The sequence below is a fragment of the Streptomyces sp. NPDC059355 genome (assembly GCF_042752335.1).
Taxonomy (GTDB): Bacteria; Actinomycetota; Actinomycetes; order Streptomycetales; family Streptomycetaceae; genus Streptomyces.
Genome location: NZ_JBHYXN010000039.1, coordinates 13,566 through 32,641 on the forward strand (window position 1 = coordinate 13,566; position 19,076 = coordinate 32,641).

Here is a 19,076-nt window from a genome sequence, read left to right on the forward strand (position 1 = left end):
CCGGCCCCGGCCCCGGCGCCGCGTCCGGCCCCGGCGCCGCGTCCGGCGCCGGGGCCGCCGCCGGGGGTCAGTCCTCGCGGCGGCCCCGGTTGCCGGGGCGGCGGGCCACCCAGGTGCGGATCGTGTCGGCGTACCAGTAGGGCTTGCCGCCTTCCACGTGGTCGGGAGCGGGGAGCAGCCCGTGCTTGCGGTACGAGCGCACCGTTTCCGGCTGGACCCGGATATGGGCGGCGATCTCCTTGTACGACCACAGCTGTCGGTCGCTCATCCACGACACCTCCTTGTCCACGGCGCGGGGCCGGCCGGGAGGCCGTCGGGGGAGCCGACGCGTGGACAGTGACGATCAATCGGGTTGTGCCCGGAGAACGACAGAGGTGAAGGCGGGAGAGGTCTTGTCGACGGACTGTGACGGAATGCCCGCGAAATGGGTATATCCGTGACACAAGTGCGACGGCTGTGACACATGCGGCACAACGGGGAGGAGCGGGGGAGGGTTCAGCGGTAGAGGGCGGGTCGCTCCACCAGCTCCACCGGGGTCCGTACTCCGCTGTGCGCGGCGGTGAGCCCCGCCGCGGAGACGGCGGCCGCCGCGTAGCCGTCCCAGGCGTCGGGCCCCGCCACCCGGCCCTGCGCGGCCGCGGCCACCCAGCGCCGCAGCTGGCGGTCGTAGGCGTCGGCGAAGCGCACGGTGAAGTCCTGCGCGATCTCGCCGGAGCTGCGGCCCGCGGACCGGACGACCATCGACTGCCCCTCACCGATCTGGGCGCTGCCGGACTCGCCGACCGCCTCGCACCGGACCTCGTAGCCGAAGCCGCAGTTGACGAAGATCTCCACGTCGACGATGGCCCCGCCCGCGGTCTCCAGCAGGACCAGCCGGGGATCGCGCAACCCCTCGGGGGCCGCCGAGCTGGAAGCGGGCGAGAGCACGGACACCGCCGTGATCTCCTGCCCGAGCAGCCAGCGCGCCGCGTCGACCTCGTGCACGACGGAGTCGGTGATCAGCATGTCGCTGGTGAAGAAGGAGGGCGAGGAGGCATTGCGGTGCCGGCAGTGCAGGAAGAGCGGCCGGCCGATCCCGCCCGCGTCCAGCAGCTCCTTCAACCGCTCGTACTCGGCGTCGAAGCGCCGCATGAACCCCACCTGCACCAGGCGCCGGCCCAGCCGCTGCTCGGCCTCCATCACCCGCAGCGCCCCCGCCGGATCCGGGGTCAGCGGCTTCTCGCACAGCACCGGCAACTCCCGCTCCAGGGCGTGCAGGATCGCTTCCTCGTGGGCGGGCCCGGGGGAGGCGATCAGTACGGCCTGCACTCCGGGTGCCGCGATCGCCTCCGCCGGATCCGTGTGCGCGCTCGCGCCGTCCAGATCCGCCGCGACGGCCTTCACCCGGTCCCCGTCCGGATCGGCCACGGCCACCACCCGGGCGCCGCCCACCGTCCGCCCGATCCGGCGGACATGGTCGGCGCCCATCTTCCCCGTCCCGATGACGGCGATGCCCAGCGTGCTCATGTCGTGTTCCCTCCGGGGAGTCAGCGGGCGCCGCAGGAGCGCAGGTAGGCGCGGGTGCGGCGGGCGATCGGCAGCGGCCGGTCGGGCGGGCACGGATACATGTCCTGCTCCACGATGGCGAAGAGGTCCACGCCGAGCCGCTGGGCGGCCGCGAGGACGGGCTCCAGCGCGGGCACCCCGGACGGAGGTTCGCACATCACCCCGCGGGCCACGGCCGGCCCGAAGGGCAGCTGCTCCGCGCGGACTTCGGCGAGGATCCGCGGGTCGACCTGCTTGAGGTGGAGGTAGCCGATCCGCTCGGCGAAGGTCTCGATGGCCTGGACGCTGTCGCCGCCGCAGTATGCGTAGTGCCCGGTGTCCAGGCACAGGGAGACCAGGTCCGGGTCGGTGGCGTCCAGGAAGCGGGCTACGCTCGAAGGGGTGTCGATGTGGGTGTCGGCGTGCGGGTGGACGACGATCCGCAGCCCGTACCGGTCCTGCACCTCGCGTCCCAGGCGTTCGGTCTGCGTGGTCAGTTCACGCCACTGCGCCGGGGTGAGGGTGGGGTCCTCCAGCATCTTGCCGGTTTTGTCGTCGCGCCAGAAGGACGGGATGACGACGAGGTGGCCCGCGCCCGTGGCCTGGGTGAGCGCCGCGATCCGCGACACGTGCTCCCAGGTCTTCTCCCAGACGGCGGGCCCGTGATGGAGTCCGGTGAAGACGGTGCCGGCGCTGACGCGCAGACCCCGTTTGGACGTCTCCTCGGTGAGGCGGGCGGGGTCGGTGGGGAGGTAGCCGTACGGGCCGAGCTCGATCCACTCGTACCCGGAACCGGAGACCTCGTCGAGGAACCGCTCCCACGGGGTCTGGAGCGGATCGTCGGGGAACCAGACACCCCAGGAGTCCGGAGCCGAACCGACGCGGATACGGGTCAACGCGGGTGGGGAGGACGTCATGACGGCCACCTTAGGGTGCGAGACGAGTGGGAGGACTGCCTGTGACGACCGCGGACGATGTCGCGTTCGACGTGATCACCATGGGGCGGATCGGGGTGGATCTCTACCCGCTGAGAACGGGTGTACCGCTGGCGGAAGCGGACACCTTCGGGAAGTTCCTGGGCGGCTCGCCCACCAACGTCGCCGTCGCGGCGGCCCGGCTGGGCCGCCGGGTGGCGGTGATCACCCGGACCGGAGCAGACCCCTTCGGCGCCTATCTACGGGCTGAGCTGCGCGGATTCGGGGTGGACGACCGGTGGGTGGGGGAGGTGGCGCGGTATCCGACCCCGCTGACGTTCTGCGAGATCTTCCCGCCGGACGACTTTCCGCTGTACTTCTACCGGTTGCCGAAGGCCCCTGACCTGGAGATCGAGCCGGGGGAGCTGGACCTGGCGGCGGTACGGGCCGCGCGGGTGTTCTGGATGACCGGGACGGGCCTGAGCGCCGAGCCGAGCCGGTCCGCGACCCTCGCCGCGCTGGAGGCGCGCTCGAAATCCGGGATCACGGTGTTCGACCTCGACTGGAGGCCGATGCTGTGGGAGGGGGAACCGGACAAGTCCTACGCGCAGGCACTGGCTCTCGCCACCGTGGCGGTCGGCAACGCGCAGGAGTGCGCGATCGCGACCGGCGAGTCCGAGCCGCGGGCCGCGGCGCGGGCACTGCTGGCGGCGGGGGTGGAGCTGGCGGTGGTGAAGCGAGGGCCGGAGGGGGTGCTGGCGATGCGGCGGGACGGGACGGTGGCGGAGGCGGTACCGGTGCCGGTGGAGGTGGTGAACGGGCTGGGGGCCGGGGACGCGTTCGGAGGCGCGCTGTGCCACGGGCTGCTGGCGGGGTGGGATCTGGAACGTGTGCTCCGCTTCGCCAACGCGGCGGGGGCGATCGTGGCTTCGCGACTGGCGTGCTCGGCGGCGATGCCGTACGCCGAGGAAGTGGAGGAGGTGCTGGGTTCGTGACGCTGATCGCTTCGCACGAGATGGGGTTCGCGGCGCTGCGGGTGCTGGAGCTCGGGCCCGGGGAGGCGTTCCCGCACGTGTGCGGGGACCGGGAGTGGATCGTCCTCCCGCTGGCGGGGGGTTGCACGGTCCGCTGCGGGGAGGGGACGGGCCCCGCGGGGACCGGGCCGCAGGTGTTCGAACTCCGCGGGCGGGAGAGCGTGTTCTGCGGCGTGAGCGACTTCGCGTATCTGCCCCGGGACGGGGAGGCGGAGATCGGGTCCGCCGGCGGAGGGCGGTTCGCGCTCGTCGGGGCGCGGTGCGAGAACGTGCTGCCCGCCCGGTACGGGGCTGCCCGGGGCGTCCCCGTCGAGATCCGCGGCGCCGGCCACTGCACGCGGCAGGTCAACAACTTCGCCGCCGCCGACGTCTTCGACTGCGACCGGCTCATCGCCGTCGAGGTGCTGACCCCCGGCGGGAACTGGTCCTCGTACCCGCCGCACAAGCACGACGAGTTCGACCCCGGCCACGAGTCCCGTCTCGAAGAGGTCTATTACTTCGAAATCGCCCCGCACGGCGACACGCCCGGCATCGGCTACCAGCGTGTCACGCCCTCCCCCGCCGGGAAGACCGACATCCTCACCGAGGTGAGGACCGGGGACGCGGTGCTCATCCCGGACGGCTGGCACGGGCCGTCCATCGCCGCCCCCGGGCACGACATGTACTACCTCAACGTCATGGCCGGCCCCCCGGGCCAGCCGCGCGAGTGGCTGATCCGGGACCACCCCGACCACGCCTGGATCCGGGACACCTGGAGCGGCCAGGTCGCCGACCCACGGCTGCCCTTCCACCGACAGCGAGCGGAGGACGAGACCCCATGAGGCTCACCGTCGCCCAGGCCCTCGTACGGTTCCTGGCCGCCCAGTACACCGAGCGCGACGGGCACAGGCAGCGGCTGATCGCCGCCACCTGGGGGATCTTCGGGCACGGGAACGTCGCAGGCATCGGGCAGGCCCTCCTGGAGAGCGGGCCGGACGCGATGCCCTTCCTCCAGGGGCGCAACGAGCAGGCCATGGTGCACGCCGCCGTCGGGTACGCCCGCCGGAGCGGGCGGCTCTCGGCCCACGCCGTCACCACCTCGATCGGGCCCGGCGCCACCAACCTCGTCACGGGAGCCGCCCTCGCCACCATCAACCGGATTCCCGTGCTCCTCCTGCCCGGAGACACCTTCGCCACCCGGCCCGCCGATCCCGTCCTCCAGCAGCTGGAGGTGCCCTACGCCGGCGACATCTCCGTCAACGACACGCTCCGGCCCGTCTCCCGCCACTTCGACCGGATCACCCGCCCCGAGGCCCTGATCCCGGCCGCCCTCCAGGCGATGCGGGTGCTCACCGACCCCGTGCAGACCGGCGCGGTCACCCTGGCGCTGCCGCAGGACGTCCAGGCCGAGGCGTACGAGTGGCCGCCCGAGTTCTTCGCCGAGCGCGTGTGGACCGTACGCCGGCCCCGGCCCGACCGGGACGAGCTCGCGCGGGCCGCCGAAGCCGTACGGGGCTCCGTGCGCCCGCTGATCGTCGCCGGCGGTGGGATCCGGCACAGCGCGGCCCAGGCCGCGCTGGCGGAGTTCGCCGGGGCCACCGGGATCCCGGTGGCCTCGACGCAGGCGGGCAAGGGGGCGCTCCCGTACGACCACCCCGCCGATGTCGGCGGCATCGGGCACACCGGCACGGCCACCGCCGACGACCTGGCCCGCGGCGCCGACCTGGTCATCGCCGCCGGGACCCGGCTCACGGACTTCACCACCGCCTCGGGGACCCTGTTCCAGAACCCCGCCGTCCGCTTCCTCGGGCTCAACCTCGACCCGTACGACGCCCACAAGCTCGCCGGTCGGCCGGTGGTCTGCGATGCGCGAGCGGGCCTGGAAGAACTGCGGGTCGCGGTTGCCGGGTACCGCGTGGACCCCGGGTACGAGACGGCGTACAAAGAGAAGAAGAGCGGCTGGGAGCTGCTGGTCGACCGGGCCTACGCGACCCCCGCCGAGGACGCCGCCCCGACGCAGGCCCAGGTGCTGGGACTGCTCGACGCGGTCGTCGGCGCCGACGACATCCTGATCAACGCCGCCGGCTCGCTCCCCGGGGACCTGCACAAGCTGTGGCGGGCCCGCTCGGCCGACCAGTACCACGTCGAGTACGGGTACTCCTGCATGGGCTACGAGATCCCGGCCGCGATCGGGGTCGCGCTCGCCGCCCCCGGCCACCCGGTGTGGGCGCTGGTCGGCGACGGCACGTACCTGATGAACCCGACCGAGCTGGTCACGGCCGTGCAGGAGGGCCTCCCGATCAAGGTGGTGATCCTCGACAACCACGGCTACGCCTCCATCGGCGGCCTCTCCGGGGCCGTCGGCGCGGAGGGCTTCGGGACCGCGTACCGCTTCCGGGCGGACGACGGTTCGTACACCGGCGCCCCGCTGCCGGTGGACCTCGCGGCCAACGCGGCCTCCCTCGGGATGGCCGTGATCCGCACCCGCACCATCAGTGACCTGCGGAAAGCCCTCGCCGAGGCGCGTGCGGCGGACCGTCCCACATGTGTCTACGCACAGACCCGAACACCCGACACTGTGTCGGGCCCGCCCCCGGCACAGGCGTGGTGGGATGTTCCTGTGGCCGAGACCGCGACACGGAAATCCGCGGCCGCGGCCCGCGAAGAGTACGACCGGCAAGCCGCGCAGCGACGTCGCCATCTGTGAAGGAGCAAGGCAATGAAGACCGTCAACCACTGGATCGGTGGCAAGACCGTCGAGGGCGCGTCGGGCAACTACGGCCCGGTCACCGACCCGGCCACCGGCGACGTCACCACGCAGGTCGCGCTGGCCTCCGCCGATGAGGTCGACGCGGCCGTACGCGTCGCCCAGGAGGCCTTCCAGAGCTGGGGCCAGTCCTCGCTGGCCGCCCGCACCAAGGTGCTCTTCGCCTACCGCGCCCTGCTGGACGCCAACCGCGACGCCATCGCCGAGCTGATCACGGCCGAGCACGGCAAGGTCCACTCGGACGCGCTGGGCGAGGTGGCGCGCGGCCTGGAGATCGTCGAGCTGGCCTGCGGGATCACCACGCAGCTCAAGGGCGAGCTGTCGACCTCGGTCTCGAGCCGGGTCGACGTCTCCTCGATCCGCCAGCCGCTGGGCGTGGTCGCGGGCATCACCCCGTTCAACTTCCCGGCGATGGTGCCGATGTGGATGTTCCCGCTGGCCGTGGCCTGCGGGAACACCTTCATCCTCAAGCCGAGCGAGAAGGACCCCTCGGCCGCCAACAAGCTGGCCGAGCTGGCGACCGAGGCCGGCCTGCCGGCCGGTGTGCTCAACGTCGTCCACGGTGACAAGGTCGCCGTCGACGCGCTGCTCGCCCACCCGGGGATCGCCGCCGTCTCCTTCGTCGGCTCGACCCCCATCGCCCGGCACATCCACACCACGGCTTCCGCGAACGGCAAGCGGGTCCAGGCGCTGGGCGGCGCCAAGAACCACATGCTGGTGCTGCCGGACGCCGACCTGGACGCGGCCGCCGACGCGGCGGTCTCGGCCGCGTACGGCTCGGCCGGCGAGCGCTGCATGGCGATCTCGGCGGTCGTGGCCGTCGGATCGATCGGCGACACGCTGGTGGAGAAGATCCGCGAGCGCGCCGAGAAGATCAAGATCGGCCCCGGCAACGACCCGACCTCCGAGATGGGCCCGCTGATCACGGCCGCCCACCGCGACAAGGTCGCCTCGTACGTGAAGGGCGCGGCCGACCAGGGCGCGGACGTGGTCCTGGACGGCACGGGTTACACGGTCGGCGGGTTCGAGAAGGGCCACTGGATCGGCCTGTCGCTGCTGGACAACGTCAAGACCGACTCCGACGCGTACCGCGACGAGATCTTCGGGCCGGTGCTGTGCGTGCTGCGCGCCGAGACCTACGAGGAGGGCGTGGCGCTCATCAACGCCTCGCCGTTCGGCAACGGCACCGCGATCTTCACCCGCGACGGCGGCGCGGCCCGCCGCTTCCAGCTGGAGATCGAGGCGGGCATGGTCGGCGTCAACGTGCCGATCCCGGTGCCGGTGGGCTACCACTCCTTCGGTGGCTGGAAGGACTCGCTCTTCGGCGACCACCACATCTACGGGAACGACGGCATCCACTTCTACACCCGCGGCAAGGTCGTCACGACCCGCTGGCCGGACCCGTCCGAGGCGCCGGTGGGCGTGGACCTGGGCTTCCCCCGCAACCACTGACCGACAGGCTGACCGACTGTTCGACTGTTCGGCCGGCTGTTCGGCCTCGCGACCCGCTCGCCTCCCGCACCCCTCACGCGGGAGGCGAGCTCGCGTTTCAGAACAGGGACCAGACGTCGGCCGCCGCCGTCCGGCTCCAGACCGCATCGCCGTGGCCGTAGCCCGGGACCACCGTGAAGGTGACCCGGTCGTTGCCGGCCGCGCGGATCAGGTCCGCGCCGCTCGGCCGGTCGCCGCGGCCCAGCGCGGTGTTGACCCAGACCACCTCGGCCCGGATGCGGTCCCAGGCGATCCGGTACGTCGTCCCGTCTCCCGCCCAGATAGCGGCCAGGTCCCGCATCAGGGCGGTCGGGACCAGCCCGCTGCCGAGAGCGGCGGTGGCCGTGTGCCAGGTGGCGAGCGGGGTGTGGGCCAGAGCGAAGCGGTCCTCGGCCGGGGTCGCGCCGAAGGGCGGCCGTGCGGATCAGCGCGAAGTGGGCGAGCCCGGCGTGGGTGAAGCGGAGCGCCGGATCCGGCGGCCAGGGGACCGCTGAGGGCCCCGCCGGGTCGGTGACGGCCCCGGCGATCAGAGCCGCCGGTCCCGGGTCGGTCGCGTACGTGCCCTGCGCGAGCTGGTCGGCGTACGCATCCCGCGCCGCGGCCGCCCGTAGCGCCAGGTCGCCGGTGTACGGCCCGGTCGTGTCCAGGACGAGCACCCGGCGCAGCCGGGGCGACTCGTCGTGCGAGGCGGCGTCGAGCGCGAGGGCGGCCCCGGCCGAGTGGCCCGCGTACGTGTACGGCAGTTCCCGTACGGAATCCAGCGCGCGCACCACCCCGGCCAGGTCCCGGCGGTGCGCCGCGAGGCCCCGGGCGGCGGTGATCCGGGTGGCGGTGGCGGCGTCCTCGCGCGGGGTGACGCCGACGACCAGCAGGCCTTGGCGGCGCAGCAGGTGGGCGAGGTTGTGGTCGTCCGGGCCGCCCGGGGTGAAGAAGTCGGCGGCGAAGTTCAGCCCGCCGCCGGGCAGCAGGCCGGACGCCGCGCCGGTCTCGGTGTGCTGTCGTTCCATCGGTCGTCTCCCCGTGGCCGGTGACGGTCGGATGCCGCCACCGGGTGACACCCTCGCCCGTCAGTGGGTCGCGGCCAAGTCCGGGGCGGGCTCGGCCTGTTCCGTATGGGGTCGGCGGCGGCGCCGCAGGACCAGGAAGGTGAGGGCGGCGCCCGCCAGTGCCAGCAGCGCGCCGAAGGCGGGCCACGGCACGGCGACGAACTCCACCTCGGACGCCGAGGTGAGGTCCGGATAGGCCGTCGCCCCGGCCGAGACCCGTACGGTCACCCAGTCCGACTGCGGCGCGTCCGCCCACGGTTCGGTCAGCTCGATCCGCTGGCCGGGCAGCAGCACCAGCTTCAGCTCGCGCGCCGGCCGGTCCAGCACCGTACGGCCGAACAGGCCCTCCGCGGAGACCGCCACCTTGGGCTCGACGACCACGTTGCCCCGGTTGACCAGCGTGTACGAGACCGTGGCGCGGGCGTCCTCGACCCACGGCAGCAGCGGCGCGGACCGGCTGACCTTCACGTCCTCCACGCTCAGCCCCGGCGTCACCGGCCCCGGCACCCGGAAGTACAGCCGCGAGCCGACCTGCCGCTTCACCCCGACCTGGACCTTGCCCTCCTGCCGGATGCCCTCCACCGCGGTGTTGAGGGCGACGATCCCGCCGACGTGGTCGCCGGGCGTCGCGTCCTCGGGGACCTTCACCGTGAACGGGATGTCCTTGCGGCCCTTGGGCGGGACGGTCACGGTGGTCGCCGCCTCGGGCGCCAGCGCGATCCACGCGCCCACGTCCTTGGGCTTCTGCTCCACCGGCAGCAGCGCGAAGGCGCCGCCGGCCGGGGTGTTCACGGCGTCGGTGGCGAAGACCTGGAAGGTCAGCTCCCGGTCGGAGGAGTTCAGGACGGTCACGCTGTCGCTGATCGTGGTCCCGGCCGCGCCCTGGTGGAAGAAGTACGCGCGGTCGGTCATCGCGGCGCCGGCCGCGGGGGTCGGGAACACCCCCCAGGTGCCGTTGTCCGCGGCCGTCGCCGTCGCGGCCGGCAGCAGGCCCGCGACCAGCAGCAACAGGGTGAGGAGCGGACCGTACGCGGCGATGCGGGGGCGGGGGCGCATGGGCGGTTCTCCAGTCGGCGCGGGTAGGCGGGGCGGGGGTGCGGGGCGGAAGCCGAAGGGGTGGTGGGGGGGGGGCGGGCGGGGCCCCCCCCCGGGGCCCCCCGCAAGCCGGCGGCCGCCCCGCCAAGGGGTTCACCCGCAGGCTCGTGGGGCGGTCCCCGGTGCGGGGGGGGGGGGGGGGGGGGGGGGGGGGGGGCGCCCGCGGGGGGGGGGGGGCCCCCCGCCCCCCCCACCACCCTGGGTGCACTGCTCCTGCCGGGTCAGGCGATCGAGAAGGTGACGACCGTCTGGTAGGTGTCGGCGAACATGAACGGCGGGAGCTGGATCATCCCGGCGCCACCGACGGCGAACTCACCACCGGTCAGCTCGTCCCCGCCGGCCGCCTGCGAGGCCACCTTCATCGGGGTCTCGGAGATCGCGCCCGGCGTGCCCGCGGTACAGGTGCTCGGGCTGTCCGGGTTGGTCACGGTGCAGGACGGCTGGATGCCGATCTGCGCCTTCGTCATCGAGTGGCCGGTCGCCTGGTTCAGGAACGGCGTACGGGTCGCCGTCACGTCCCAGCCGAGGGTGCCGCCGCGGAAGTCCTGGACGGTCGCGGCATTGAAGACGCCGACCACCGACTGGGCCTTGCCGTTGATGGTGACCGAGGGGAAGGCGACGGCCGGCTGGCCGTCCTTCGGGCCGAGCGCCAGCGGGCCGGGGAGGACCTCGATGTCGACCGGGTTCTTCACGCCCGCCTGGTCCTCCAGGTACACGAAGGACTTGTACGGGGTGACCGAGCCGTCGATCTTGATGGCGTCGGCCTTCTTGGTGACCGTGATGTTGCAGGTGGCGGCGCCGCTCGCGTCCGCCGTGCCGGTGCCGGTGTCACCGGTCGCCGCGCCCGCGACGAGGGCGGAGCAGGTGACGGGGCCGGCCGGGAAGTTGGCGCCGTTGACCGCGACGGCCGTGCCGGCCTTGCCGCTGTTGGGCGTCAGCTTGGTGGTGACCGGGTCCTTGGGCAGGGCCTCGACGGCGACCGAGCCGAGGGTGGCGCTCGGGCGGGGCGCCGGGGTGCAGGTCGTCGTGAACACGGAACCGCTGAGGTCCGCGTCGGTGACCGCCAGGTCCAGCTTGACGTCGACCGCGGTGCCCTCGGTGCCGTCCGGGATCTTGATGGTTCCGGAGAAGGACTTCGGGTCGAGCGGGGTGCCGGCGACGACGCTGACGGTCTCGGGCGGGCTGGTGACGACCTGGGTGGTCGTGCCCACCTTGAGGGTGATCTTGGTGGTGTTCACCGTCGTGACGGAGAAGCCGGGGATCAGCGGGCTCGCACCAGGGTCGATCGTGATCGGTACGACGTCGCCGGCCTTGGCCGTGCCGGGCAAGGTGATCGTGTAATTCTGGTTGCCCGAACCGTCCGGCTGCGGTGCCGGGGCGTCGCAGTTCTCGAAGACGGGGGTGGTCACGGTCGCCGCCTGGGCGGTGCCGGTCAGGCCCACCACGCCGCCCGTCAGCGCGAGGGACAGGGCGCCCGCCCCGGCCAGAATTCTTCGTCGGAACGTTGTACTCACTGGGTCGCGACTCCTTCGTCAGACGAACCCCTCCCCCCACCCGCTGTGTGGGGGAGGCCGAGCCGGTGCGGTGGCCGACATTGACGCGTCGCGGTGATGAGAAGTCAATGGCTTGCTTTCGCCCGAAGCGCACAGAAATTGATGTCCCATCAGACCGGGTCGTCAGGGGTGCGGGGCGGATGGGATGGGTGAGGTGCGGGCGGGAGACCGGCCCGGGCGCTGACCTGGGCGGCGTCTTGTCGATCGGGCCGGATCAGGGCGCGGCGTCCGGTGCCGTGGATCGCAAGGCCGAGGAGGGCCGACGCGATGGGGGCACCTCCCAGAGGTGGCTGGGGGACGTCGGCGAGTGACGAGAACGCGGCGAGGCGCGGTGCCGGACGCCGCGAGCCCGGCCTGATCGGCAAGACACCCCCCTAGGTCGTGTCGTCAAAGTCCCGTCTGGCCGGCGGGGCCTGGCACGCACGCTCGCCGCGTTGTCGTCGGTCACCGACGTCCCCCAGCTACCGCTGGGAGGTGCCCCCACCGCGTCGATTCCCTCCTCCGCCTTGCGATCGCACGCACCAGACCCCGCCGGCACCGCCCTCTCGGGCGGCCGACGCCACTTCGACGACACTCCCTAGCCCGCGGCCGGGGGGTGGTGCAGGAGCAGGTTGGCCGTGCCGGCCGGGACCCCGGTGAGGCGGTCCCGTACGGCGTCCCGCACCAGCTCGGCGGAGACCTCGGCGGGGGTCTTCGCCGTACCGCCCGCCGCGATGCCCTCCGCCAGGATCAGGGCCGCGACGCCCGCTGCGTGCGGGGCCGCCATGGAGGTGCCGGAGGCGCGGGCGAGGGTGGTCGCCGAGCCCTTCCAGGCGGAGGTGACGGACACGCCCGGCGCGACGAGGTCCACGCAGCTGCCGTAACTGGAGAACGGGGCCCACTGGTCGGCGGCGTCGGCCGCGCCGATCGTGAGCGCCGAGGGGGCGGCTGCGGGGGAGCCGGTGCAGGCGTCGTCGGCGGAGTTGCCGGCGGCGACGGTGAAGGTGATCCCGGCGGTGACCGCCCGCGCCACCGCCGCGTCGAGGGCGTAGCTGCGGGTGCCGCCCATGCTCATGTTGGCGACGGCGGGGGTGCCGGGGGCCTTGGCGGCGTCCTTCACCATCCACTCCAGGCCGCCCAGGATGGAGGTCAGGGACGCGGATCCCTTGCAGTTGGCGACCTTGACGCCGACGAGGGAGACCCCCTTCGCCACCCCGTACGTCGCCCCGCCCAGGGTACCCGCGACGTGCGTGCCGTGGCCGTTGCAGTCGCTGGAGCTCTCCAGGAACACCCCGTTGTAGCCGACCCGGGCCCGGCCCCCGAACTCCTGGTGGCTCGTGTAGATCCCGGTGTCCACGACGTACGCGGTGACGCCCTGCGCGGTGGTGGCGTACGTGTACGAGCCGTCGAGCGGGAGCGCGGACTGGTCGATCCGGTCCAGGGGCCAGGGCGCCGGGCTCTGTGCGTCGCTGATGCGGAACTCGGCGTCCGGCTCCACCGAGGCCACCCGGGGGTCGGCGGCCAGGACTTTGGCGCGGGCGGCGGTGGTGCGGACGGCGAAGCCGCTGAGGACGGTGTCGTAGACGTCCCCGACCTGGTCGCCGGAGCCCTCGGCCTCGGCGGCCAGGGCGCGGGTCGGGGCGCGGGAGGTGGTGTCCTTGAGGACGACGACGTACGGGGCGGTGCCGGTCGCGGTGTCGGCGGCGGCGGGTGCGGGGTGCGGCGCCACGGCGGTGGCCGCCGCCAGCAGGGCGGCGGCCGGGAGCAGCGCGGTGAATGCGGTCATGCGGCCGATGCTCGGCGAGCCGCGCCCCGCTCGCGCGGAGGGTGCGCCGACTGGCCCCACGACACGCCGCCGAACGGGTCCCCGGCATGATCCGGAAGACCGGGGTCAGCCGGAGAGGGGCCAGCCGCGCATCGCGAAGACGCCCTCGTCGCGGGAGCCGGCGGAGTCGTAGGTGGCCAGGGCGGCCTCGTTGTCGGTGTCGACCCCCACCCACATGCCGTAGCAGCCGCGCGTCTTGGCCTCGTCGGCGAGAGCCGCGGTCAGGGCGCGGCCGATGCCGCGGCGCCGGTAGCCCTCGTCGACGGAGAGCTCGTACAGGCACATCTCGGTGCCCTTGTCGGGGTGGCTCATCTCGACCCCGGAGACCATGCCGGCCGGGATGTCGTCCACGTAGGCGATGAGCATCAGGTGTCCCGGCGCGGAGAGGAAGCGTTCGGACCAGTCGAGTCGGGCGGGGCCGTCGAAGAGCCCCTCCGCGGCCTGGAGTTCGGCGACGGTACGGGCGGGGCGGATGTCCATGGCGGTCACGATAGGGCCGCGCGGTGAGCGGCGACCTTGATTTCGACCCGGCGTGGCGAGCGGCGCGCCGGGGCGTGGCGTCAGGTGCGGAGGGCCAGGGCCGCCGCGTACGCGGCGGGGGCCGGGAGGTCCGTGAGGTGCCAGCCCGGCACCGGGGACGGGTCGGTGCCCGAGCCCACGTAGGGCTCGGCCAGGCCCAGGGCCAGGCCGGTGCCCGTGCCCTTGAAGTAGGCCTCCTTGCGCGACCACAGGCGGGCCAGCGCCCCCGGCCGCTCCTGCGCGGGCAGCGCGGAGAGCTCCGCCGTCTCCGCCGGATGCAGGGCGTTCAGTACGTCTTCCACCGCCGCCGCGCTCGGGACCGCCTCCACGTCGACCCCGACCGGCACCGCTGCGAACGCGAGGTACGCCAGGTCGTCGCTGTGCGAGAGCGAGAACTGCACCGCACCCCCCGCCACCGCCGGCCGCCCGTGCGGGCCGTCGCAGCACGGGCAGTTCTCACGGACCAGCGCGACTTCCTGCGGGGCCAGCCCGAGGTAGCCGCCGAGCAGCACCCGCAGCCCCACGTGGGAGGCGAGGTACCGGTGCCGGTCCCCGGCCCGCAGCAGCCGCCCGGCCCGCTCCCGTTCGCCCGCGTCCAGGAGCGACAGCGCCTCGTCGATCCGCTGGCCGCCGACCACCTCGAGCGTGGTGTCCAGGGACCACACCGCCACGGCGGTCCCCGCCGGAGGTTCGCCGATCCGCGGGGTTTCCTCGCCGAGTCGGTTCACGTACGTACTCACCCGATGAGCCTAGACGAGCGCCAATCCGGACAGGCCCCAGGGAGCGTCCGCGAAGTCCCGCTTGCCCCAAGGGCGGACGGCGCTACTTCGCGGACACGCCTAGCCCCGGCTGCGGGCGTGGGTAGCGGCCGGGGGTTTGTCCTGCGGCCCGGAGCCCGGTGACGGGGTGCCGTCCGTCCAGGCGTAGACGCGCTTGCCGCGCACCGCCACCTGGTACTGGTGGGCGTCCCGGCATTCGGGCCGCTCCTCGGCCCGGGTGCCGTTCGGCCACCACTTCGCGTTCAGCTTCCGCCCGCCCAGGTCCTTCGGCGTGCCCGCCGTGCACTGCGGGCCGTCCAGCGGGGTCGCCCCGAGCGTGAAGCGGATCAGCCTGGCCTCGCCGGTGGTGCGCACCCGTATGCGTATGTCGGTGGCGTCCTTGGGCACCCAGGACGGCAGCGTGAAGGGCGCGTTGGCGCGGGTGGGCGCGTCGGCTGCGGTCGCGAAGTGCTTGCTCTTCTCCTCGAAGACCCGGTCGTTGATGGAGTCGGTCAGCGGGTTGGGCGGGAGGTTGGGCAGCGCCAGGGCGGCGGTGGCGACGACTCCCAGAGTGGCGGCGGCGATGACGAGGGGACGGCGGTTCATGTGATCCAGTCTCGGCTGCCCCCACCCCCTCGCGCGTCCCTCCGTAGGACGAACCCGTTCTCTGCCGGAAGTCTGATACCGCGTGCTACCTGAGAGCTGCACCCGCCGGCAACCGGCCGCGAAGGAGCGCTCCTTGTCCGCGCCTGCCCCCGCGCCCGGCACCCGACACCGGCACCCGGCGAGCGGCGTTATAGCGGCGTTAAGCGGCGGCGATAGGACGTGCCCCGAGGGTGGGATCCGACGCCGTACCGGGGGTACCTCCGGGCGGCCCCCCACCCCCCCGTCCTGGAGGAATGCCATGCGCCGTCGTCTCGTCCCCCTCCTCGCATCCGCGGCGGCCGGTGTGCTCGTCGCCGCCACCCCCGCGTCGGCGGTCCCGGCCGACAAGCCGCAGGTCCTGAGCAGTTGGACGCAGACCAGCGCCGCCAGCTACAACGCCTGGGTCGCCGCGCGCGGCAACCAGGGCAAGTGGTCGGCGTACGGGTTCGACTGGTCCACCGACTACTGCTCCTCCTCGCCCGACAACCCCTTCGGGTTCCCCTTCCAGTCGTCCTGTGCCCGGCACGACTTCGGCTACCGCAACCACAAGGCGGCAGGTGTGTTTCCGGCCAGCAAGGCGAGGCTGGACGACGCCCTCTACGCCGACCTCAAGCGCGTCTGCTCGGCGTACTCGGGTGTGAAGAAGGGCTCCTGCGACAGCACCGCGTGGACCTACTACCAGGCGGTCAAGGCCTTCGGCGTCTCCCCGCAGGACGCACCCGCCGCCTGAGCGCACCCGTCCCCGGCGGACCCCCGCACGTCGGACTACGTCCGGGGCGGCTTCGGCCGACCCGCCCGCGCGACCCGCAGGTCGACGACGTAGTGCTCGTCGAGGATCCCCCCGGGGAACAGCTCGCGCAGCCGCTCCCTCTCCCCGTCGAGGAACTGGTCGGTCCCGGCCCGTCCGATCAGGAAGAGGGAGTGGGTCGCCAACTTGGCGAGGTGGACATCGACGGGGATCCGGCGGGACCAGCGCAGCAACCGGGTGGTGAACTCCAATCCGGCCTGCGAGAGCGGATGTTCGTTGATGTGCCAGCCGGGGCCGAATCGCTCCTCGATCCGCTCCTGCTGGTCGGCGATCCACCCGACGCCCACGTCGGGGTCGTTCGACCAGATGGCCAGCGCCCCGCCGGGCCGCAGCACCCGCAGGGCCTCCGGCCCGGACCGGGCCGGATCGGTCCAGTGCCAGGACTGCGCGTACGCGAGGAGATCAAGTGCCCCTGGTGCGAAGGGCAGCCGATCCCCGTCTCCCCGTACGAGCGGCACGTGCGGGTGGCGCCGCCGGAATTCCGCGGCCATCCCCGCCCCGGGCTCGACACCGACGACCAGCGCCCCCCGGGCGTGCAGCAGCCCGGTGGCGATCCCGGTCCCGGCGCCCACGTCGGCGACCCGGGCCCCGGCCAGCGCCACCCCGGAGAGCTCCTCCAGGGCATCCGCCAGCGCGTCGGGATACGAGGGCCGGTACTCCCCGTACCGCCCGGCCGCCGACCCGAACGACCGCGCCCGCTCATCAGATCCGTCCGCCACCCCTCCACCCTCCCGCATCCCCCACCCCCGCACCAGGGCAGACTGGACGCATGGCCGGACTCGTGTACTTCCGAAAGATCTCCGAGGACGCGGATACGGTCCGCTACGCCTTCGGCCCCGAGCCGGAAGACATGGCCCGCACCCTGACCGTGGACAAGGCCTCCCGCACCTCCGCAGTGGACGACGGCCGGCCGGATTACCTCGCCCTGAAGGCGTCCCGCAAGATCAACGTCCTGGGCACCCGGTCCCCCGACTGGCCGGACCGCGGCATGAGCGCGAGTTGACCGCAGCGGTCACCCGCGGCCGACGGGGTGGGACGGCTTTCCCCGGCGCGTCGCCGCAGGCTCGGCCCACGCGAAAAGCCCTCCCCGGTGGGGAGGGCTCGGGTGAGGCGTGAAGAGTGCCCCCGGCAGGACTCGAACCTGCGGCCAAGTGCTTAGAAGGCACCTGCTCTATCCACTGAGCTACGGGGGCCGGAAGGTGGCCGTGGTGGCCTGGAGCCCCGGGGTGGGGGTGGGACTCTCGTCCGGACCGGGTCAAGGATAGGGCTCCGGCCGCCTTGTCCCGGTTGCTTCACCCGCGTGCCACGATGTGGAGGTTCGGTGAAGCGGTCCCGATAATCGCAGGCAGGTGCGATTCTCGCACCGCTTTTGCGCCGCGGCGGGCCTGGTGTTGTGCACTCGTTATGCCTGAGTCCCACTCGTCCGGTGTGCCTGAAAAGTCCCACTGGACTCGCGATCGGCGCGCAGAGGGCGTATAAGCTTCAAAAATGGTCCCAAATTGGGCATTCTTCGCATGTGGTGACCTTGGATGTTCGGCCTCAGCTGCTCGATGCCCTGTCCGCCCTGCGCGACCGGGTCGCGTCCGTGCGTCTGCCGCTGCCCCTGCCCGGCGCCCCGCGCGCCCGCCAGACCAGAGCCGAGCTGCTCGCGCAGCTCGACGACTACCTCGTACCCCGGCTGAAGGCGCCCGAGGCGCCGATGCTCGCCGTCGTCGGCGGGTCCACCGGGGCCGGTAAGTCCACTCTCGTCAACTCCCTCGTGGGACGCCAGGTGAGTGAGGCCGGCGTCCTGCGGCCCACCACCCGCATCCCCGTACTCGTCTGCCATCCGGATGACCATCACTGGTTCGCCGGCATGCGGGTGCTCCCCGACCTGATGCGGGTCTGGGCTCCGCCCGGCGAGGACGACCCCCTCCCCGGACCCCACCGCGGCTTTCCCCGCGGGTCGGGGAACACCGCCGCCACCCGCGAACTGCGCATCGAGACCGTCGCGGGCCTCCCGCGCGGGCTCGCCATCCTCGACGCCCCCGACATCGACTCCCTCGTGGTCGAGAACCGGACACTCGCCGCGCAGCTCGTCTGCGCCGCCGACGTCTGGGTCATGGTCACCACCGCCTCGCGGTACGCCGACGCCGTCCCCTGGCACCTGCTGCGCACCGCCAAGCAGTACAAGGCCACCCTGGGTATCGTCCTCGACCGGGTCCCGCACCAGGTGCTCGCCGAGGTCTCGCGCCAGTACGGGGCCCTGCTCACCCGGGCCGGGCTGGGCGACGTACCGCGCTTCACGGTGCCCGAGCTGCCCGAATCGGCCGGCGGGGGCGGGCTGCTGCCCGCCAGCGCCGTCGCCCCCCTGTTCGCGTGGCTCGCCCACCACGCGCAGGACCCCGCCGCACGCCAGTACGCCGTCGGACGGACCGCGCTCGGCGCGCTGGACTCGCTCGGGCGGCGGATGCCGGAGCTGGCATCCGCCGTCGCCGCCCAGCACGCCGCCGCCGTACGGCTGACCTCGGCCGTCGAGGACGCGTACAAGAGGGAGGGCAAGCGGGTGCGGAGCCGCCTCGACCAGGGCGCGGTACTGGCCGGCGACGCGCTGACGCGGTGGCGCGGCTATCCCCTCGACACGAGCACCGACGAACTGCTCGACTCGCTCGCCGAGTCGCTCGCGGCGCTGCTCCAGTGCGCCGTGGCCGCCGCCGACGAGCGCATCGCACAGGCCTGGCGGCGCGAGCCGGCCGCCGGGGCGGTGCAGCTGCCCGCGCCCGACCGGGAGGCGGCGGAACGTATCGGCATGGCCGTACGGCGCTGGCGGCGCGTACTGGAGGATCTCGCCGAGGAGGAGGTCGCCCGGCTCGACAAGCAGCCCGCGCCCGACCCCGACGGGATCGCCGCCCTCCTCGTCGCGGCCCTCCTCGGCGGCAAACGGGCCCGGCCCGCCGGGGAGAAGCTCGCGGAGCGGATCGGCGTACAGGCCGCCGTACGACTGCGCGACCGCGGCGGCGAACTGGTCGCCGAACACCTGGAACAGGTGCTGCGCGCCGAACGGGACCGCCGGCTGGCCCCGCTGGAGGCGCTCGAAGTGACGCCGGAACCGCAGGCCGAGCTGATCGCCGCGCTGTCCCTACTGCAGAAGGAGAGGTGA

General features: G+C 73.3%; 19 protein-coding genes and 1 tRNA gene. 8 read left to right on the forward strand and 12 right to left on the reverse strand.

The features are described 5' to 3' along the window. Window positions 1-67 precede the first annotated feature (67 nt). The 3 genes from ACFXGI_RS29385 to ACFXGI_RS29395 all read right to left on the reverse strand — a co-directional run bounded on the left by ACFXGI_RS29385 (window position 68) and on the right by ACFXGI_RS29395 (window position 2,441). Complete coding sequence (locus ACFXGI_RS29385) at window positions 68-268, reverse strand: helix-turn-helix transcriptional regulator (RefSeq protein WP_384712935.1); 201 nt, start codon at window positions 266-268, stop codon at window positions 68-70. Between the two features lie 227 nt (window positions 269-495). Further along, window positions 496-1,506, reverse strand: a complete 1,011-nt coding sequence (locus ACFXGI_RS29390) for a Gfo/Idh/MocA family protein (protein ID WP_384712937.1) — start codon at window positions 1,504-1,506, stop codon at window positions 496-498. A 20-nt stretch (window positions 1,507-1,526) separates the two neighbouring features. Beyond that, the gene (locus ACFXGI_RS29395; protein ID WP_384712939.1) at window positions 1,527-2,441 is read right to left on the reverse strand and encodes a sugar phosphate isomerase/epimerase family protein; all 915 of its coding nucleotides are present in this window, start codon (window positions 2,439-2,441) and stop codon (window positions 1,527-1,529) included. 80 nt (window positions 2,442-2,521) lie between these two features. Here ACFXGI_RS29395 and iolC point away from each other — a divergent pair, with 80 nt between their 5' ends. From iolC to ACFXGI_RS29415, 4 genes are read left to right on the forward strand one after another with little or no spacing between them, the layout of a single operon-like run. After that, a complete protein-coding gene (gene iolC / locus ACFXGI_RS29400) occupies window positions 2,522-3,433 on the forward strand; it encodes a 5-dehydro-2-deoxygluconokinase (protein WP_384713086.1) in 912 nt (303 codons plus the stop codon). Window positions 3,434-3,453: 20 nt separating this feature from the next. Next, window positions 3,454-4,293: a 5-deoxy-glucuronate isomerase gene (gene iolB, locus ACFXGI_RS29405; protein ID WP_384713089.1), complete on the forward strand. Its 840-nt coding sequence runs from the start codon at window positions 3,454-3,456 to the stop codon at window positions 4,291-4,293. Further along, window positions 4,290-6,158 (forward strand): 3D-(3,5/4)-trihydroxycyclohexane-1,2-dione acylhydrolase (decyclizing), encoded by a 1,869-nt coding sequence (gene iolD / locus ACFXGI_RS29410; RefSeq protein WP_384712942.1) that lies wholly within the window; start codon window positions 4,290-4,292, stop codon window positions 6,156-6,158. The genes iolB and iolD overlap by 4 nt, the downstream gene beginning before the upstream one ends. Window positions 6,159-6,170: 12 nt before the next feature. After that, the gene (locus ACFXGI_RS29415) at window positions 6,171-7,670 is read left to right on the forward strand and encodes a CoA-acylating methylmalonate-semialdehyde dehydrogenase (protein ID WP_384712945.1); all 1,500 of its coding nucleotides are present in this window, start codon (window positions 6,171-6,173) and stop codon (window positions 7,668-7,670) included. A gap of 97 nt (window positions 7,671-7,767) precedes the next feature. On the opposite strand, the gene ACFXGI_RS29420 is transcribed toward ACFXGI_RS29415, so the two are convergent. Beyond that, a complete protein-coding gene (locus ACFXGI_RS29420; protein WP_384712948.1) occupies window positions 7,768-8,010 on the reverse strand; it encodes a hypothetical protein in 243 nt (80 codons plus the stop codon). Between the two features lie 418 nt (window positions 8,011-8,428). On the opposite strand from ACFXGI_RS29420, the gene ACFXGI_RS29425 reads away from it, so the two are divergent. Then, entirely contained in the window at window positions 8,429-8,740 is a 312-nt protein-coding gene (locus ACFXGI_RS29425) for a hypothetical protein (RefSeq protein WP_384712951.1), read from the forward strand. 36 nt (window positions 8,741-8,776) lie between these two features. Here ACFXGI_RS29425 and ACFXGI_RS29430 read toward each other — a convergent pair whose 3' ends face one another. From ACFXGI_RS29430 to ACFXGI_RS29455, 6 genes are all read right to left on the reverse strand, one after another. Next, window positions 8,777-9,811: a WxL protein peptidoglycan domain-containing protein gene (locus ACFXGI_RS29430; protein WP_384712954.1), complete on the reverse strand. Its 1,035-nt coding sequence runs from the start codon at window positions 9,809-9,811 to the stop codon at window positions 8,777-8,779. Window positions 9,812-10,071: 260 nt separating this feature from the next. Continuing rightward, window positions 10,072-11,364: a hypothetical protein gene (locus ACFXGI_RS29435; RefSeq protein ID WP_384712957.1), complete on the reverse strand. Its 1,293-nt coding sequence runs from the start codon at window positions 11,362-11,364 to the stop codon at window positions 10,072-10,074. A 616-nt stretch (window positions 11,365-11,980) separates the two neighbouring features. Next, window positions 11,981-13,168: a S8 family peptidase gene (locus ACFXGI_RS29440; RefSeq protein WP_384712960.1), complete on the reverse strand. Its 1,188-nt coding sequence runs from the start codon at window positions 13,166-13,168 to the stop codon at window positions 11,981-11,983. Between the two features lie 105 nt (window positions 13,169-13,273). Further along, window positions 13,274-13,687, reverse strand: coding sequence for a GNAT family N-acetyltransferase (locus ACFXGI_RS29445; RefSeq protein WP_384712963.1), 414 nt, complete (start codon window positions 13,685-13,687; stop codon window positions 13,274-13,276). A gap of 80 nt (window positions 13,688-13,767) precedes the next feature. Continuing rightward, on the reverse strand, window positions 13,768-14,466 hold the full coding sequence (locus ACFXGI_RS29450; protein ID WP_384712966.1) for a 4'-phosphopantetheinyl transferase family protein: 699 nt from the start codon (window positions 14,464-14,466) through the stop codon (window positions 13,768-13,770). Window positions 14,467-14,565: 99 nt separating this feature from the next. Beyond that, window positions 14,566-15,090 carry a hypothetical protein gene (locus ACFXGI_RS29455; RefSeq protein WP_384712969.1) on the reverse strand — a complete coding sequence of 175 codons (525 nt, stop codon included), beginning with the start codon at window positions 15,088-15,090 and terminating at the stop codon, window positions 14,566-14,568. Between the two features lie 298 nt (window positions 15,091-15,388). Between ACFXGI_RS29455 and ACFXGI_RS29460 the strand changes: the two genes are divergently transcribed. After that, window positions 15,389-15,859, forward strand: a complete 471-nt coding sequence (locus ACFXGI_RS29460) for a phospholipase (protein WP_384712972.1) — start codon at window positions 15,389-15,391, stop codon at window positions 15,857-15,859. Window positions 15,860-15,894: 35 nt separating this feature from the next. On the opposite strand, the gene ACFXGI_RS29465 is transcribed toward ACFXGI_RS29460, so the two are convergent. Then, window positions 15,895-16,674: a class I SAM-dependent methyltransferase gene (locus ACFXGI_RS29465; protein ID WP_384712975.1), complete on the reverse strand. Its 780-nt coding sequence runs from the start codon at window positions 16,672-16,674 to the stop codon at window positions 15,895-15,897. A gap of 32 nt (window positions 16,675-16,706) precedes the next feature. Here ACFXGI_RS29465 and ACFXGI_RS29470 point away from each other — a divergent pair, with 32 nt between their 5' ends. Continuing rightward, entirely contained in the window at window positions 16,707-16,940 is a 234-nt protein-coding gene (locus tag ACFXGI_RS29470; protein WP_384712978.1) for a hypothetical protein, read from the forward strand. Between the two features lie 117 nt (window positions 16,941-17,057). Here ACFXGI_RS29470 and ACFXGI_RS29475 read toward each other — a convergent pair. Then, window positions 17,058-17,130, reverse strand: a tRNA-Arg gene (locus tag ACFXGI_RS29475). 332 nt (window positions 17,131-17,462) lie between these two features. Between ACFXGI_RS29475 and ACFXGI_RS29480 the strand changes: the two genes are divergently transcribed. After that, window positions 17,463-19,076: an ATP-binding protein gene (locus tag ACFXGI_RS29480; RefSeq protein ID WP_384712981.1), complete on the forward strand. Its 1,614-nt coding sequence runs from the start codon at window positions 17,463-17,465 to the stop codon at window positions 19,074-19,076.

What these genes read in the sequence shown, in the direction of transcription:
- ACFXGI_RS29430 (WP_384712954.1), bottom strand. Translation starts at nt 9,811, where the DNA reads ATGCGCCCCCGCCCCCGCATCGCCGCGTACGGTCCGCTCCTCACCCTG.
- ACFXGI_RS29390 (WP_384712937.1), bottom strand. Translation starts at nt 1,506, where the DNA reads ATGAGCACGCTGGGCATCGCCGTCATCGGGACGGGGAAGATGGGCGCC.
- iolC (WP_384713086.1), top strand. Translation starts at nt 2,522, where the DNA reads ATGGGGCGGATCGGGGTGGATCTCTACCCGCTGAGAACGGGTGTACCG.
- ACFXGI_RS29395 (WP_384712939.1), bottom strand. Translation starts at nt 2,441, where the DNA reads ATGACGTCCTCCCCACCCGCGTTGACCCGTATCCGCGTCGGTTCGGCT.
- ACFXGI_RS29415 (WP_384712945.1), top strand. Translation starts at nt 6,171, where the DNA reads ATGAAGACCGTCAACCACTGGATCGGTGGCAAGACCGTCGAGGGCGCG.
- ACFXGI_RS29455 (WP_384712969.1), bottom strand. Translation starts at nt 15,090, where the DNA reads ATGAACCGCCGTCCCCTCGTCATCGCCGCCGCCACTCTGGGAGTCGTC.
- ACFXGI_RS29385 (WP_384712935.1), bottom strand. Translation starts at nt 268, where the DNA reads ATGAGCGACCGACAGCTGTGGTCGTACAAGGAGATCGCCGCCCATATC.
- iolD (WP_384712942.1), top strand. Translation starts at nt 4,290, where the DNA reads ATGAGGCTCACCGTCGCCCAGGCCCTCGTACGGTTCCTGGCCGCCCAG.
- ACFXGI_RS29460 (WP_384712972.1), top strand. Translation starts at nt 15,389, where the DNA reads ATGCGCCGTCGTCTCGTCCCCCTCCTCGCATCCGCGGCGGCCGGTGTG.
- ACFXGI_RS29470 (WP_384712978.1), top strand. Translation starts at nt 16,707, where the DNA reads ATGGCCGGACTCGTGTACTTCCGAAAGATCTCCGAGGACGCGGATACG.
- ACFXGI_RS29440 (WP_384712960.1), bottom strand. Translation starts at nt 13,168, where the DNA reads ATGACCGCATTCACCGCGCTGCTCCCGGCCGCCGCCCTGCTGGCGGCG.
- ACFXGI_RS29445 (WP_384712963.1), bottom strand. Translation starts at nt 13,687, where the DNA reads ATGGACATCCGCCCCGCCCGTACCGTCGCCGAACTCCAGGCCGCGGAG.
- iolB (WP_384713089.1), top strand. Translation starts at nt 3,454, where the DNA reads ATGGGGTTCGCGGCGCTGCGGGTGCTGGAGCTCGGGCCCGGGGAGGCG.
- ACFXGI_RS29420 (WP_384712948.1), bottom strand. Translation starts at nt 8,010, where the DNA reads ATGCGGGACCTGGCCGCTATCTGGGCGGGAGACGGGACGACGTACCGG.
- ACFXGI_RS29465 (WP_384712975.1), bottom strand. Translation starts at nt 16,674, where the DNA reads ATGCGGGAGGGTGGAGGGGTGGCGGACGGATCTGATGAGCGGGCGCGG.